This is a genomic window from Ferrovibrio terrae, from assembly GCF_007197755.1.
GTDB classification, from domain to species: domain Bacteria; phylum Pseudomonadota; class Alphaproteobacteria; order Ferrovibrionales; family Ferrovibrionaceae; genus Ferrovibrio; species Ferrovibrio terrae.
Genome location: NZ_CP041636.1, coordinates 3,535,070 through 3,549,548, shown reverse-complemented (window position 1 = coordinate 3,549,548; position 14,479 = coordinate 3,535,070). Strand labels below are relative to the sequence as shown.

Sequence of the window (14,479 nt, the reverse complement as noted above, 5' to 3'; positions counted from 1 at the left end):
CAGGTCGATCCTCCCGCTCTAGAGTGCCCCCATGTCCCAGGTAACCACCCGTACCGTCAGTGCCGACGAAGCCGACCTGCGTCTCGACCGCTGGTTCAAGCGTCATTACCCGTGGCTTGGCCATGCCAAGCTGGAAAAGCTGCTGCGCACCGGACAGGTCCGCATCGATGGCGGCCGCGTCAAGGCGGCGACACGGCTGGAAACCGGTCAGGCCATCCGTATTCCGCCGCTCGGCGATCCGCCGAAGGATGATGACAGGCCGCGCACGCCCCAGCCGGCCAAAGCCAGCCCCGAGCGCATCGCCGAACTGGAAGCCGCTGTCCTGCACAAGGACGATGCGGTGATCGTGCTGAACAAGCCGGCCGGTCTCGCCACGCAGGGCGGCACCGGACTGACCGAGCATCTCGACGGCCTGCTCGGCTATCTGAAATTCGGCAATGCCGAACGCCCGCGTCTGGTGCATCGCCTCGACAAGGATACGTCGGGCGTTCTGCTGCTGGCGCGCAGTGCCAGCGCGGCCGCCAAACTGGCCGAGGCCCTGCGCAAGCGCGATGCGCACAAGCTGTACTGGGCGCTGGTGATGGGCGTGCCGGAGCAGCGCATGGGCAAGATCGACCTGCCGCTGGCCAAGCTGGCGGGCGGCGCTGGCGAGCGCATGGTCTATGACGAAGACGAAGGCAAGAACGCCGTCACGCTCTATCGCACCATCGAGACAGCCGGCAAGCGCGCCGCCTGGCTCGGCATGGCGCCGCTGACCGGTCGCACGCATCAGCTGCGCGTGCATGCGGCGGCGATGGGCACGCCGATTGTCGGCGACGGCAAATACGGTGCGGCCGAAGCGTTTCTCACGGGCGGAGTCAGCCGCAAGCTGCATCTGCATGCGCGCGGCATCAGGTTGGCGCATCCCGATGGCGGCAAGCTGGAAGTGCGCGCGCCCCTGTCGCCGCATATGGCCGCGACCTGGGATTTCCTCGGCCTCACTTTGGACAAAAGCGCCGACGCATGGCTGGAAGAATAGGCGAGCCACTGCTGCCTGACGGTCTGCGGCATCGCGCCCATCCGCTGCGTGCCGCACTGGCCGCTGAAGTCCATGCCCGTCCGCCCTTGCCAATTGCAGCACCCGCCCGCGTGCTGCATCTCGGCCTGATGCTGCAGCCCGATGATGTCGCCGCCGAACATGCCCATCTGGCGGCGCTGTGCCGCAGTTGCCATGCCGATGCACCGCCAGCGGATGCGAAGCATGTGGCGGTTGAACTTTCCGGTGCTGGCCACCTGATCTGGGAACGTCGCACCGAATTCACCACCTACACGCTGTATCTGCCGCGGCAGGCCGGTGCCGCACTGGATGCGCCGGGCGACCTGCCGTTGCCCGACGGCTGGCTCAAAGCCCTGCCGGGGCAACTGATGGTGACGGCGGATATTACGCTGCTCAGTTCTGATGAAGCCGCGCCAACCGATCTGCAGTTGCAGCGGCTGTTCGACGGCCCCACGCTGGTGGCGAGCCGCGTGGCCGAGGGGCACGCCACGGTCTGGACCGATTTCTTCCTCGGTGCGGATGACAGCGTGCGTTTCCTGATCCATGACCACGGCCTGACCGAGGCCCAGCGTGGCCGCATCGTCATGCGCCTGCTCGATATCGAAACCTACCGCATGATGGCGCTGCTGGCGCTGCCGCTGGCGCAGCAGGTCGCGCCGCGCATCACCGCGCTCGAACAGGGCCTGGCGAAATTATCCGGCCGCATGGTCGATGTCGGGCAGGAAAGCGAACAGACGCTGTTGCTCGAACTGGCCGGCCTCGCGGCCGAGGTCGAGACGCTCGCCGTCGATACGCCCTACCGTTTTGGCGCGGCACGCGCCTATCACGCCCTGGTCGAGCGCCGCATCGCCGAGCTGCGCGAGAGCCGTATCGCTGGCATGCCCACGCTGGGTGAATTCATGGAGCGGCGTTTATCGCCGGCGATGCGGACCTGCAGCACGATGGCCGAACGCATCGAGGGCTTGTCGCGCCGGGCGACGCGCATGGCCAACCTGCTGCGTACCCGCGTCGATGTCGCGCTGGAGCGGCAGAATGTCGAACTGCTCGAGGCGATGAACCAACGCTCGCGGCTGCAATTGCGCTTGCAGGAAACCGTCGAGGGTCTCTCGGTCGCCGCGATCACGTATTACGTGGTGGGGCTGGTGGGTTATGCCGCGCAGGCCTTGCACGCGGCCGGTCTGCCGGTGAACAAGGAAATCGCCATCGGCGTGGCGATCCCGGTGGTGGCAGTTGCAGTGTGGTGGGGGCTGCGGCGATTCCGGCGCTCGCTGCAGAAGGCGGGGCTGCACTAGGCGGTGCGCAGCATCCTGCGGATGCTATCGGACAGATAGTCCGTCACGACACGGATGCGTGGCGTGTTGCGCAGGTCGCGATGCAGCACCAGCCACAGTTCGCGCGTCACCGGTGGTTTGCCCGGATCGGGCATCAGTTCGGCATATTGCCGGCCGATATATTCCGGCAGCAGCACGGCGCAGGCGCCGGCGCGCGCAGCCGCCACCAGCGGGATCATGCTGTTGCTGCGGATCGCCTGCGTCAGCCCGGATGTCTTTAGCCAGAGTGATTCCGGAATTTCAGCTAGGCTTTCATCGAAGGCCGCCACGGCATTGCGATCGAGTGCTGCCGGATTGCGGTACAGCCGATAGGGCACCGCGCCGAGTTTGCTGGCATAGAGCTCGCCGGTTTTGGGACGCGCCCAGCGGATCGCGATGTCGGCTTCGCGGCGCGCCAGGCTGAGTGAGCGATGTTCCACCGCCAGTTCGATCTGCAGGCCGGGCCAGCGCTGACGTAAGCCGGCGAGCTGCGGTGCCACTGTGTGGCTCGCGACACCCTCGGTGCAGGTGATGCGTACGGTGCCGGCGATCTGCTCGCCCGTTTTTGCATCGCCCAGGCGCGCCAGCCGCAGCAGGGGCGCCTCGATCTGCTCGGCGGCCTGCAGTACGGGTGCCGCCGCCGGTGTCGGCACATAGCCGCGTGCGCGCCGTTCGAAGAGTGTCATGCCCAGGCTACCTTCCAGTGCGGCGATGCGCCGGGCCACCGTGGCGTGGTTCACCTTCAGCAGCCGAGCGGTGGCCGACAGGCTGCCATGACGGGCCAGCGCCAGTACGTAGCGCAGGTCGTTCCAGTCCAGAGCGTCTGTGCGTTTTTGCAGAGGCATCGCGCGATCTTATGGAATATGCACAGATGCTGCCAGCCGCTATTTCAGACGGCATCGTTATTTATGGAGAGTGTGATGTCGCGTCCGAAAACCCTGCTGGAAATGGCCGGCGCTGCCGGGATCCCGGTGGCCTGGGAGAAGTCCACCCTGCTGCTGATCGATCACCAGAACGAATACCTGGCCGATGGCGGCCTGCCGCTGACCGGCATGGATGCGGCGGTGGCCGAGATCGGCAAGCTGCTGACTGCTGCCCGCAAGGCCGGCGCACCCATCGTGCATGTGCGCCATTATGGCAAGCCGGGCGGCGCGCTGTTCAATCCCGAAGGCCCCAAGGCGGAGTTCATCGCCGGTGTCGGTCCGCAGGGCAATGAGCGCGTGGTCACCAAGGGGCTGCCGAACTCTTTCGCCGGCACCGATTTGGATGCCGTGCTGAAGGAACTGGGCCGCAAGGAGCTGATCATTGCCGGCTTCCAGACCCATATGTGCGTCAGCGCCACGGCGCGCAACGCCATCGACCACGGCTATCGCGGCGTGGTGGTGAATGCGGCCTGTGCCGATCGCGACCTGCCGGATCCGGCCGGCACCGGTACGATCGCGGCGGCTGAAATGCACCGCATCACCATGGCGGCGCTGAATGACCGTTTCGCGCTGGTGATCCCGAACGCGGCTGCTATCGCTTAAGAGTCTACCGTGTCGGGGGCAGCGGCGTCGCATTCACGCCGCCGCGCGGCGCAGCGTCCATCGTTGGGACCGGTGCTCCCGCGCCACCGCCGGTCGCGGATGGCCGGTTGCGCGTGCGGCGGTCGGCCGGCAGGGTGTCCCAGACGCGGTCGGCTTCGGCCACGTTGAGTTTCTGATCGCCGGGGCGGCAAGCACGGCTGCGATACAGCACGCTGCGGCCGGGGAAGAAGCACCACGAGGCCTCGGCCAGCTGTGCGCGCTGCAGCAGCTCGGCCTCGTCGGTGTTGATCCAGCGGCTGCCCGGCGGACAGCCCGGTGCCTCGAAGACATGGCCAGCGCTGTCGTTGTAGCACAGCGCAAACACGCCTTCGCCAACGCGGGCGTCGTTCACGGCGTAAGGCGAACTGGGCGTAGCCCCAGGAGATCCACTGGGCCCTGATGGCGGCACGTTGGATTGCGGTACGGCTCCGATACCTGGACGCGCGGCCTGCCTTGTCTGCTGCGGCATCGGTGTGATCTCAGGCGCGCCGCGACCGGCGACCGGCGCGCGCTGCGCCGCGGTCTGGAATTGCTGCTGGGCTTCCGTCGTGCCGATCGGCGCGTAGCCCGGCGCGCAGCGGCCGGTCTGGCTGGTATAGAGCAGCCCGGTCTCGGCGCTGAAGCAGGGGATGCCGGCGCTGGTGCTGGTGCTGGTGCTGCCTTCGATGGGGCGCGTACGGGTTTCGCCGCCCAGTCCGCGATACAGGCTGCGGTTCAGGTCGCGCATGTTATCGCAGCCGGCGAGTCCGGCCACGAGAAAGATCAGCGCCGCGTGGAGAGCACCGCGCCGCATCGGGTCGTCAGCCGCGACCGCGATAGTTGGCCACGCCCTGGTCGGGCAGCCACAGGTCGGCCGGCGGTTTGCCGGTCTGCCAGAACACGTCGATGGGCATGCCGCCGCGCGGATACCAGTAGCCGCCGATGCGCAGCCAGCGCGGCTTCATCGCCGCGATAAGTCGCTTCGCGATGCTGATCGTGCAGTCCTCGTGGAAGGCGCCGTGATTGCGGAAGCTGTTGAGGAACAGCTTCAGCGACTTCGACTCAACGATCTGCCGGTTCGGCACATAGTCGATCACCAGATGGGCGAAATCCGGCTGTCCTGTCATTGGACACAGGCTGGTAAATTCCGGCTGCGTGAAGCGGATCAGATAGGTCGTGCCGGGCTGGGGATTCGGCACGGTCTCCAGCGAAGCCTCATCTGGGCTTTGCGGCTGCGTCGCGTTCTGGCCGAGCTGCGTCAGTCCCTGGGTGATGGAGGCGGAAGAGGCGGTTTTGCGGGTGGTCTTGGCGGTGCGTTTCATGCCTAACCTATGACACAGAATGACCTTTTTTGCAGCCTTGTGAGGCCACTTTCGTCATCCATCTTAGTCGGGTGAGGCGGCAGACCGCCTTGCCAGAGTTTACAAGTCCAGGAGGTTTAGTCATGTCCAACACTGTTTCGCTGAAATCCCTCGCCACTGCCCTGACCGTGGCTGGTACCGTCGCGCTGGGTGCGGCTGGCGGCGCCTGGGCGCAGAGCACGACCCCAAGTACCCCGCGCGGCGACGCGATCGCGCAGGACGCCCAGACGGACGCCCGCAAGGAGCAGCGCAAGGCCGACGAAAAGAAGGCCGATGCGATGAAGGCGCAGCGCAAAGCCGAGGAGAAGAAAGCCGACGCGCAGCGCGATGCCAACAGCGACAAGGCCGCTGCCCAGCGCAAGGCCGACGAACAGAAGGCTGATGCCCGCAAGCAGCAGCGCAAGGCTGACGAGAAGGCCCGCAGTGTGAACTAGCCCGGCCTATCCGGATTCATGAGGAAGGCCCTTCGCTGGAGGACAGCGGAGGGCCTTCTATTTTCTGAGCAATATCAAATATTTGTTTCTGCCGGTCGGCGTGGTTGAGCCGCGGGGCCGACCGTGCGATTCTGCCCCTATGAGTGCAGACCTGATTCAACTGTCCGACAGCCTCGACCCGCCGCGTCTGGTGATCTTTGACTGCGACGGGACGCTGGTAGACAGCCAACACCACATCGTCAGCGCCATGCACAGCGCCTTCGCTGCCAATGGCCTGGTCCTGCCCGACGCGGATGCCGTGCGCCGTACGGTCGGCCTGCCGCTGGAAGTGGCCATCGAACATCTGCTGCTGCCACTTGGCTCCCCGGCGCTCAATCCCGTGGTCCATGCCTACAAGACCGCCGCCATAGCCCAGCGGCTGGAGCCCGATCACCACGAGCCGCTGTTCCCCGGACTCGTTGCGACGCTGGACCGGCTCGAGCAGGCTGGTTTCCTGCTCGGCGTCGCCACCGGCAAGGCGCGGCGCGGGCTGAACTACACGCTGGCGACCCACAGCCTGACCGAACGCTTCATCACCCTGCAGACCTGTGATGTGGTGGCGAACGGCAAGCCGGCGCCTGACATGGTGCTGCAGGCGATGGCTGAAACCGGCGCCGTTCCGGCCTCGACAATCGTGGTCGGTGACACCACTTACGACATGGAGATGGCCCGCAATGCCGGCGTTCAGGCGATCGGCGTGGCCTGGGGCTATCACGATGAACAGATACTGCTCGAAACCGGAGCAGCAAGCATAATCAAAAACTTTGGGGAACTTCCTGATCTGGTAATTGAGCTTTTGACCAGATCCTCGTCAGCCGCCTGAGGAGGGACCGCATGCGTATTCTGAAATGGATAGTGGCCGTTGTCGTGCTGCTGGTCGCCGGTGCGGTTATCGCCGTGCTGACGGTGGATGTGAACCGCTTCAAGCCGCAGATCGTGGCGGCCGTCGAGAACGCCACCGGGCGCAAGCTCGACATCGCGCAGGACATGAAGCTCAGCCTCTGGCCGCTGGGCATCGGGGTGAAGCAGGTCAGCTTCGCCAACGCTGCCTGGGGCGGCCGTCCGCAGATGGCGACCGTAGGCGAGTTCACCGCACAGGTCGATCTCATGGCGCTGATCGGCGGGCAGGTGAAGGTCGACAGCCTTGTGCTGAACGACGTCGACCTGCTGTTGGAAAAGGACCGGCAGGGCCGGGGCAACTGGGATTTTACCGGCCAGAAACCGGCCCCCCAGCAGCAGCCGCAGAGCCAGGCTACAACTCAGTCCGGCGGCACGATCATTCCGTCGATCGAGAATGTCGCGCTGAAGAATGTCCGGCTCACCTATCGCGATGCCCAGGCCAATAGCCAGAATAATGTCGTGCTGAGCGAACTGACCGTGAAGCAGGCCAAGGGTGGCCTGCTGGCCGTCAAGATGGTTGCCGATGTGGATGGCAAGGCGATCACCGCCGACGGCACGCTGGGCAGCTTCGACGACCTGATGTCGGGCAGCCGGCCCTGGCCGGTGAAGATGGCCGCGACCTTGCCGGGCGCGAAAGTCAGCGTGGATGGCAGCATCGCCCAGCCGATGCAGGCCAAGGGTATTGCGCTGAAACTGACCGTCGATGCGCCCGACCTTTCAAAGGTTGCCGCGCTCGCCGGCGCCAGCGCGCCGGCTGTGCCGCTGACCCTGCAGGCCGATGTGAAGGATACCGGGCCGCAGCGTTACGCGCTCAGCAACATCGCCGCCAAAGTTGCCGACAGCGATCTGTCCGGCAACGGCGAAGTGAATCTGGCGGGCGCGAAGCCTGCCGTGCGGTTCGATCTCGCCTCGAAGAATATGGATGTCACGCAACTGATGCCGAAAGACAGCGCCAAACCGGCAACTGGCGGCAGTACAGCGGCTGGGGGGTCTGCCGGCAGCAGCGCCGGCGGGCAGAAGCGCCTGTTTAGCAGCGATCCGCTGCCGCTGGAGGGGTTGAATGCCGTCGATGCGACCGGCAGCTACAAGGCCGAGCGATTGAAAGCGCCCAAGCTCGATGCGCAGGGCGTGGCGCTCAATCTCACGCTCAAGGACGGCGTGCTGAATGCAAAACCGGCCATCGCCAATCTGTCGAATGGCAGCCTGAATGGCGACATCACCGTCAATGCCAAATCGAAATCAATGACCGCGAAACTCGATGGCAAGGGCGTGGTGCTGAGCGAGTATCTGCAGAAGGCCGGCATCACCGATATCGTGCGGCGCGGCGGCCCGGCCGATCTGGTGCTCGATGTCACCAGCAGCGCGGCCTCCATGCAGCAGATGATGGCCGGCCTGAACGGCAAGATGGTGCTGAAGGTCGGCGAGGGCGAACTGAAGGAAGAATATATCCGCGACTTCCTGCCGGGCCTTGCACGCGCTGTTTCTGCACTCGATCGTGCCACGGCGAAGACCAAGCTGCATTGCGTGGTCAGCGGGCTGGATTTCAAGAACGGCGTGGTGACTCCCAAGGCGATCCTGGCTGAAACCGGCAGCATGACGATGACTGGCGACGGCACCATCAATCTGGGCACCGAGCGGATCGACCTCAAGCTGGTGCCGTCGTCGCGCGACACTGGCCTGGCCGCGATGCTGCCGCCGGTGAATGTGCGCGGCAGCCTGGCCGATCCGAGCTTCACGCCAGACAGCGCGGCGCTCGCCAAGGGCGTGCTCGGCGCTGTTGCCGGCGTGGCGGCGCTTGGCCCGCTGGCGCTGCTGTCGCCGGCCATGGGCTCGGGTGGAGACGATGCCGCGACGGCCTGCGCCAAGGCTGTGGCGCTGGCGGAAGGCCGGCCGGTGCCGCAATCGGCGAAGCCAGCTACGGGTTCCCCTGCAACTGGCACCCAGACGCAGGACCAGCAAAAGCCCGAAAGCCGGGGCGATGCCCTGCGTCGCGGTCTGGGCAACTTGCTGGGGCGCTGACGCGCCGCTATAAGCCGCCGTCATGAAACGTTTCTACAAGCTCGTCACGGCGGAGCAGGCGGACGACGGCGCGATCATCCGCCTGGATGGCCGGGTGCTGAAAACCCCGGCCAAGGCCGAGATGCGCCTGCCGACGCTCGCGCTGGCCGAGGCGATTGCCGGCGAATGGCAGGCCCAGCAGGTTGAGATCCGGCCGCAGTCGATGCCGCTGATGCAGCTTGCCGCCACATCAATCGACCGCGTGATGATCGATCCGGCTTTTGCCCGCACCGACGTTGTCCGCTACGGCGGGACCGACCTGCTGTCCTACCGCGCCGACGAACCGGCGGTTCTGGCCGAGCGGCAGGCGGCGGAGTGGCAGCCGCTGCTCGACTGGTTCCGCGACCGGTATGACGTTCAGATGAACGTCACGTCCGGCATCATTGCGGTGACACAACCCGCCGAACTGACGCCGCGGCTGGAGCGGGTCTGTGACGGGCTGGATGCCTGGCGGCTGACGGCCCTGCATGGCGCCACCACAAACACGGGGTCCGTGGTGATCGGACTGGCCCTGCTGGATGGCCGTCTGGATGCCGATGGCGCGCACCGGGCTGCCCTGCTGGACGAGCTGTATCAGGCCGAGCGCTGGGGGGAGGATGCCGAAGCCGTCGCCCGCCGCACCGGGCTGCTGGCCGACCTGCAGGCAACTGCCCAATTTCTAGCGCTGTTACGCGCTCGAAACTAACCATACTGCCACTGGCTGCGAGACTGATTCGTAACGCTGGCTGTGCTACCCTAATGCGAGTCGGCTTGCTATAAGAGGCCGATTACAGGGTTTTGTGTCGGCCGGGGGGTCCGACCGTGGCAGGTATAGATACATCGAAGCGTCAGCGGCCGAAGGTGGGATATGGCGAACTGCTCGCCACCATCGCCGACCATGAAAAATACCGCCAGCGCTTGCCTGGCGGTAAGCGGGCTATCTTTCAGTTTCGCGATCTCTCGCATCTGACCATGGCTGGTGCCGATCTGTCCGGCGCCGACTTTACCGGCTGCAATCTGCAATCCGCCAATTTCTCCGACACAAATCTCAGCAGCGCCGTCCTGTATGGCGTCGATCTGCGCGGCGCAGTCATGCATGGCGCACGCCTTGATCGCGCCGATCTGCGCGGCGCGTCTTTGCGTGGCGCTGATCTGACCGGCGCGCGCCTGCAGGATGCCGACATGCGCGACGGCGTCATCGCCGAGCGCGACACCACCGGCAATATGCGGTTGAAGAAACCCGATCACGAAGCTGTTGATCTTGGTGGTGCGCGTCTCGTTGCAGCCGATCTCACCGGCGCCAACATGACGGGCGTTGCCGCCGGCCGCACCGACTTCACGGATGCGGTGCTGGTCAACTGCGTGCTGACCCGCGCCAATCTCACCTCCGCGAAACTGGATGGCGCAAATCTTTCCGGCGCCGATCTCAGTGGTGCCAATCTCAAGGATGCGCATCTGCGCGGTGCGGTGCTGGTCGGTGTAAAGCTTGAGAATGCCATGATGGCCGGCGCCGATGTGCATGGCGTGCTGGATGACAAGCCGCGCGGCCGGCCGCTGGCGGAACTTGGCGTGCCGATCGAGGAAGCCTTCCGCCTCTACCGGACCTGGGTGGAGACCGGCGGCCGTCAGGGCCGGTTGTTCGATTTCAGCCGTCTCGATCTGCGCCTGATCGGCGCCCGGCCCGGCATCGTGCTGACCGGTGCGGCCATGGACGGCGTCATTCTTCAGGGGCTGGATCTGGCGCGCGCCTCGCTGCAGGGCGCCAAGCTGGCGGAAGCCGATCTGCGCGACTGCAATCTTTCGGGCGCCGATCTGCGCGGCGCCAATCTGACCGGCGCCATGCTGGTGCGCGCCGATCTGCGCGATGCCGATCTCGGCCCGTTGAAGGTGAGCGTGGACCGCGCTTTCCCGGTCAATCTGACGCGCAGTATACTGCGTGGCGCCGACCTGCGCGGTGCCAGGCTGAATCAGGCCTGGCTGGACGAGGCCGACATGTCGCGTGCCCTGCTGGAGGGCGCGGACCTGTCCGACGCCCGGCTGCCGCAGCGCCAGAGCTGACGCCCGCCGCTGATGCTTGGCGGGCGGACCGCATAACTCATATATCAGCCTTGATAAACTCCGCTTATGGCTGGAGTTTTTGCACTGCACCCCAAGCTATTTGCCCCTGTCGCGCGATATGCTAAGGCCTATGGCATGGTCATGTCATCGGCGCGTCATAAGCGCCCGGCGTAAAGCCTTGCAGTGGGGAGTTGCATGCAGGACATCATCCGCCAGTTGGAAGAAAAGCGCGCCCAGGCCCGCCAGGGCGGCGGCGCCAAGCGCATTGAGGCGCAGCACGCCAAAGGCAAGCTGACGGCCCGCGAAAGGCTGGAGCTGCTGCTCGACCCCGGCTCCTTCGAGGAGTGGGACATGTTCGTCGAACATGACTGCACCGATTTCGGCATGGCCGAGCAGAAGGTGGCCGGCGATGGCGTCGTCACCGGCTACGGCACCATCAACGGCCGCGCCACATTCGTCTTCAGTCAGGATTTCACCGTCTTCGGCGGTTCGCTGTCGGCGGCGCATGCCGGCAAGATCTGCAAGATCATGGACAGCGCCATGAAGGTCGGCCTGCCGGTGATCGGCCTGAACGATTCCGGTGGCGCGCGCATCCAGGAAGGCGTCGACAGTCTGGCCGGCTATGCTGAAGTGTTTCAGCGCAATGCGCTGGCCTCGGGCGTGGTGCCGCAGATTTCGGTGATCATGGGGCCCTGTGCCGGCGGCGCGGTGTATTCACCGGCGATGACCGACTTCATCTTCATGGTGAAAGACAGCAGCTATATGTTTGTCACCGGTCCCGATGTCGTGAAGACCGTGACGCAGGAAGTGGTGACGCAGGAGCAGCTGGGCGGCGCGGTGACGCATACCACCAAATCGTCGGTGGCCGACAACGCCTTTGAGAATGACGTCGAGGCGCTGGCGCAGACGCGCCGCATGTTCGATTTCCTGCCGCTGAACAACCGCGAGAAAGCACCGGTCCGCGAGACCTGGGACCCGATCAACCGCCAGGAAGCCTCGCTCGATACGCTGGTGCCGCCCAATCCGAACAAGCCCTACGACATGAAGGAGCTGATCGAGAAGGTGGTGGACGAGGGCGACTTCTTCGAGGTGCAGCCGAATTACGCCAAGAACATCATCATCGGTTTCGCCCGCATCGGCGGCCAGACCGTGGGCATTGTCGCCAACCAGCCGATGGTGCTGGCGGGCTGTCTGGATATCGACTCCAGCCGCAAGGGTGCGCGTTTCGTGCGTTTCTGCGACTGCTACGACATTCCGATTGTCACTTTCGTCGATGTGCCGGGGTTCCTGCCGGGCACGGCGCAGGAATATGGCGGCATCATCAAGCACGGCGCCAAGCTGCTGTTCGCCTATGCCGAAGCCACCACGCCGAAGGTCACGGTGATCACGCGCAAGGCCTATGGCGGCGCCTATGACGTGATGTCGTCCAAGCATCTGCGTGGCGACGTCAACTACGCCTGGCCGTCGGCGGAAATCGCGGTGATGGGTCCGAAGGGTGCGGTGGAGATTATCTTCCGCGGTGAAATCGGCGATGCCGAGAAAATCGCAGCGCGGACGGAGGAATATCGCCAGAAGTTCGCCAATCCTTTCGTGGCCGGCCATCGCGGTTTCATCGACGATGTGATCATGCCGCATAATACGCGCTTCCGGATTGCCCGCTCGCTCGCCATGCTGCGCGAGAAGAAGCTGGAGAATCCCTGGAAGAAGCACGACAACATTCCGTTGTGAGATCAGAGATCATGGCCAATAAACTGTTCGACAAGATCCTGATCGCCAATCGCGGTGAAATTGCCTGTCGCGTGATCAAGACCTGCCGCAGGCTCGGCATCAAGACCGTGGCGGTCTATTCCGATGCCGATGATGGCGCGCTGCATATGCGCATGGCGGATGAAGCCGTGCATATCGGCGCGGCGGCTGCTGCTGAAAGCTATCTCGTCATCGAGAAGATTGTTGCGGCCTGCAAAGCGACCGGCGCGCAGGCGGTGCATCCGGGCTACGGCTTCCTGTCGGAGAACCGCAAGTTCGCGGCGGCGCTGAAAGAGGCCGGCATCGCCTTTATCGGCCCCAATCCCGATGCGATCTACGCCATGGGCGACAAGATCGAATCCAAGAAGCTGGCCAAGCAGGCCGGCGTCAGTACCGTGCCGGGCTATCTGGGCGCGATCGGCGGCACCGACGAGGCCGTGAAGATCGCCACCGAGATCGGTTTCCCGGTGATGATCAAGGCCTCGGCCGGCGGCGGCGGCAAGGGCATGCGCATCGCACGTTCGGCCGACGAAGTGGCGCAGGGTTTCTCGTCCGCCACCAACGAAGCCAAGAATTCCTTCGGCGATGACCGTGTCTTCATCGAGAAATACATCGAGCAGCCGCGCCATATCGAAATCCAGGTGCTGGGTGACAAGCATGGCAACGTGATCTACCTGGGCGAACGCGAATGCTCGATCCAGCGCCGCCATCAGAAGGTGGTTGAAGAGGCGCCGAGCTCGTTCCTGGACGAGGCGACCCGCAAGGCGATGGGCGAACAGGCTGTCGCGCTGTCGAAGACCGTGAATTACGACAGCGCCGGCACGGTGGAGTTCATCGTCGGCCCGGATCGCAGCTTCTACTTCCTCGAGATGAACACCCGCCTGCAGGTCGAGCATCCGGTCACCGAACTGATCACCGGAATCGATCTGGTAGAGCAGATGATCCGCGTCGCGGCCAACGAAAAGCTGGCGATCAAACAGGATGACGTGAAGCTGGATGGCTGGGCCGTCGAAGTGCGCATCTATGCGGAAGATCCGGTGCGCGGATTCCTGCCCAGCACCGGCCGCCTGGCCCGCTGGCGCACGGCTGAAGAGTCGAAGGTGATCCGTAACGACACCGGCGTGGTCGAGGGCAGCGAGATCAGTATGTTCTACGATCCGATGATTTCCAAGCTGTGCTCCTGGGGCAAGGATCGCGCCCAAGCCATCGAGACGCTGTCGGCGGCACTGGACGAAACCTGGATCGCCGGCATCGGACACAACGTCAATTTCCTCTCGGCCGTGCTGGATCATCCGCGCTTCCGCTCGGGTGATATTTCAACCAACTTCATCGCCGAGGAATGGCCGAATGGCTATGCCGGTACTGTGCTGCCCGAAGAGCGGCAGAACAGCGCGCTGGCCGTCGCGACCCTGATCCATATCCGCAACGAATTGCGCGCGCGCCATCTCGGTGGCAAGCTGGGCCTGCCGGAATGGGTGCCGGGCGAGGAGTGGATCGCTATTCTTAACAAGCGGGAATACAAGCTCAGCGTTTCTGACGCCGAGGGCGGCTGTGACGTCAAGGTGGGGAAGGGCAAGGCGCTGAAAGTGCGCAGCGGCTGGAAGCCGGGTGAGCCCTTCTTCCGCGGCACCGTGAACGGCGCAACGGTTGTCGCCCGTGTCTCGGCGCGACCCGATGGCGTGCGCGTCGTGCATGGCGGCGCCGAGCTGGATGTGGCCGTGCGCACGCCGCGCGCTGCCGAACTGGCGCGGCTGATGCCGGAAAAGCTGCCGCCCGATATGTCGAAGTATCTGCTCTGCCCCATGCCGGGTCTGGTGGTGTCGATTGCGGTGGCCGATGGCGAGGCGGTCAAGGCCGGCCAGGCGCTGGCCGTGGTCGAAGCCATGAAGATGGAAAACGTGCTGCGCGCCGAGCGCGACGGCACAGTGAAGAAGGTCAACGCCAAGAAGGGTGACAGCCTCGCCGTCGATCAGGTGATCCTGGAATTCGCCTGAGCCATCTCCGCCGCGAGCTG

13 protein-coding genes are annotated in these 14,479 nt (G+C 64.9%); 10 read left to right on the top strand and 3 right to left on the bottom strand.

The window, feature by feature from the left end; genetic code table 11:
* The first annotated feature begins 31 nt into the window (after positions 1 to 31).
* Positions 32 to 1,018 (top strand): RluA family pseudouridine synthase, encoded by a 987-nt coding sequence (locus FNB15_RS17305; protein ID WP_144257915.1) that lies wholly within the window; start codon positions 32 to 34, stop codon positions 1,016 to 1,018.
* Complete coding sequence (locus tag FNB15_RS17300; RefSeq protein WP_144257914.1) at positions 1,003 to 2,328, top strand: DUF3422 family protein; 1,326 nt, start codon at positions 1,003 to 1,005, stop codon at positions 2,326 to 2,328. The genes FNB15_RS17305 and FNB15_RS17300 overlap by 16 nt, the downstream gene beginning before the upstream one ends.
* Here FNB15_RS17300 and FNB15_RS17295 read toward each other — a convergent pair.
* Positions 2,325 to 3,191 carry a LysR family transcriptional regulator gene (locus FNB15_RS17295; RefSeq protein WP_144257913.1) on the bottom strand — a complete coding sequence of 289 codons (867 nt, stop codon included), beginning with the start codon at positions 3,189 to 3,191 and terminating at the stop codon, positions 2,325 to 2,327. The two genes, FNB15_RS17300 and FNB15_RS17295, sit on opposite strands and share 4 nt — an antisense overlap.
* Before the next feature lie 75 nt (positions 3,192 to 3,266).
* Here FNB15_RS17295 and FNB15_RS17290 point away from each other — a divergent pair, with 75 nt between their 5' ends.
* Positions 3,267 to 3,872, top strand: coding sequence for a cysteine hydrolase family protein (locus tag FNB15_RS17290; protein WP_144257912.1), 606 nt, complete (start codon positions 3,267 to 3,269; stop codon positions 3,870 to 3,872).
* Positions 3,873 to 3,876: 4 nt separating this feature from the next.
* On the opposite strand, the gene FNB15_RS17285 is transcribed toward FNB15_RS17290, so the two are convergent.
* Together FNB15_RS17285 and queF are read right to left on the bottom strand one after the other, a co-directional pair.
* Positions 3,877 to 4,704: a hypothetical protein gene (locus FNB15_RS17285; RefSeq protein ID WP_144257911.1), complete on the bottom strand. Its 828-nt coding sequence runs from the start codon at positions 4,702 to 4,704 to the stop codon at positions 3,877 to 3,879.
* Between the two features lie 7 nt (positions 4,705 to 4,711).
* A complete protein-coding gene (gene queF, locus FNB15_RS17280; protein ID WP_144257910.1) occupies positions 4,712 to 5,212 on the bottom strand; it encodes a preQ(1) synthase in 501 nt (166 codons plus the stop codon).
* A 122-nt stretch (positions 5,213 to 5,334) separates the two neighbouring features.
* Between queF and FNB15_RS17275 the strand changes: the two genes are divergently transcribed.
* The 7 genes from FNB15_RS17275 to FNB15_RS17245 all read left to right on the top strand — a co-directional run bounded on the left by FNB15_RS17275 (position 5,335) and on the right by FNB15_RS17245 (position 14,459).
* On the top strand, positions 5,335 to 5,685 hold the full coding sequence (locus FNB15_RS17275; protein ID WP_144257909.1) for an acid-shock protein: 351 nt from the start codon (positions 5,335 to 5,337) through the stop codon (positions 5,683 to 5,685).
* A gap of 139 nt (positions 5,686 to 5,824) precedes the next feature.
* Positions 5,825 to 6,547 carry an HAD-IA family hydrolase gene (locus tag FNB15_RS17270; RefSeq protein WP_144257908.1) on the top strand — a complete coding sequence of 241 codons (723 nt, stop codon included), beginning with the start codon at positions 5,825 to 5,827 and terminating at the stop codon, positions 6,545 to 6,547.
* 11 nt (positions 6,548 to 6,558) lie between these two features.
* A complete protein-coding gene (locus FNB15_RS17265; RefSeq protein WP_144257907.1) occupies positions 6,559 to 8,643 on the top strand; it encodes an AsmA family protein in 2,085 nt (694 codons plus the stop codon).
* Between the two features lie 22 nt (positions 8,644 to 8,665).
* Positions 8,666 to 9,367 carry an ATP12 family chaperone protein gene (locus FNB15_RS17260; protein WP_144257906.1) on the top strand — a complete coding sequence of 234 codons (702 nt, stop codon included), beginning with the start codon at positions 8,666 to 8,668 and terminating at the stop codon, positions 9,365 to 9,367.
* Between the two features lie 116 nt (positions 9,368 to 9,483).
* Complete coding sequence (locus FNB15_RS17255; protein ID WP_144257905.1) at positions 9,484 to 10,719, top strand: pentapeptide repeat-containing protein; 1,236 nt, start codon at positions 9,484 to 9,486, stop codon at positions 10,717 to 10,719.
* Positions 10,720 to 10,914: 195 nt separating this feature from the next.
* Positions 10,915 to 12,447 (top strand): acyl-CoA carboxylase subunit beta, encoded by a 1,533-nt coding sequence (locus FNB15_RS17250; protein WP_144257904.1) that lies wholly within the window; start codon positions 10,915 to 10,917, stop codon positions 12,445 to 12,447.
* An 11-nt stretch (positions 12,448 to 12,458) separates the two neighbouring features.
* The gene (locus FNB15_RS17245; protein WP_246068719.1) at positions 12,459 to 14,459 is read left to right on the top strand and encodes an acetyl-CoA carboxylase biotin carboxylase subunit; all 2,001 of its coding nucleotides are present in this window, start codon (positions 12,459 to 12,461) and stop codon (positions 14,457 to 14,459) included.
* Positions 14,460 to 14,479: the final 20 nt, after the last annotated feature.

Excerpts from the sequence above, each read along its gene's own strand:
- FNB15_RS17270 (WP_144257908.1), top strand. The coding sequence starts at position 5,825 with ATGAGTGCAGACCTGATTCAACTGTCCGACAGCCTCGACCCGCCGCGT.
- FNB15_RS17285 (WP_144257911.1), bottom strand. The coding sequence starts at position 4,704 with ATGCGGCGCGGTGCTCTCCACGCGGCGCTGATCTTTCTCGTGGCCGGA.
- FNB15_RS17290 (WP_144257912.1), top strand. The coding sequence starts at position 3,267 with ATGTCGCGTCCGAAAACCCTGCTGGAAATGGCCGGCGCTGCCGGGATC.
- FNB15_RS17265 (WP_144257907.1), top strand. The coding sequence starts at position 6,559 with ATGCGTATTCTGAAATGGATAGTGGCCGTTGTCGTGCTGCTGGTCGCC.
- FNB15_RS17300 (WP_144257914.1), top strand. The coding sequence starts at position 1,003 with ATGGCTGGAAGAATAGGCGAGCCACTGCTGCCTGACGGTCTGCGGCAT.
- FNB15_RS17275 (WP_144257909.1), top strand. The coding sequence starts at position 5,335 with ATGTCCAACACTGTTTCGCTGAAATCCCTCGCCACTGCCCTGACCGTG.
- FNB15_RS17305 (WP_144257915.1), top strand. The coding sequence starts at position 32 with ATGTCCCAGGTAACCACCCGTACCGTCAGTGCCGACGAAGCCGACCTG.
- FNB15_RS17260 (WP_144257906.1), top strand. The coding sequence starts at position 8,666 with ATGAAACGTTTCTACAAGCTCGTCACGGCGGAGCAGGCGGACGACGGC.
- FNB15_RS17245 (WP_246068719.1), top strand. The coding sequence starts at position 12,459 with ATGGCCAATAAACTGTTCGACAAGATCCTGATCGCCAATCGCGGTGAA.
- FNB15_RS17295 (WP_144257913.1), bottom strand. The coding sequence starts at position 3,191 with ATGCCTCTGCAAAAACGCACAGACGCTCTGGACTGGAACGACCTGCGC.
- queF (WP_144257910.1), bottom strand. The coding sequence starts at position 5,212 with ATGAAACGCACCGCCAAGACCACCCGCAAAACCGCCTCTTCCGCCTCC.
- FNB15_RS17250 (WP_144257904.1), top strand. The coding sequence starts at position 10,915 with ATGCAGGACATCATCCGCCAGTTGGAAGAAAAGCGCGCCCAGGCCCGC.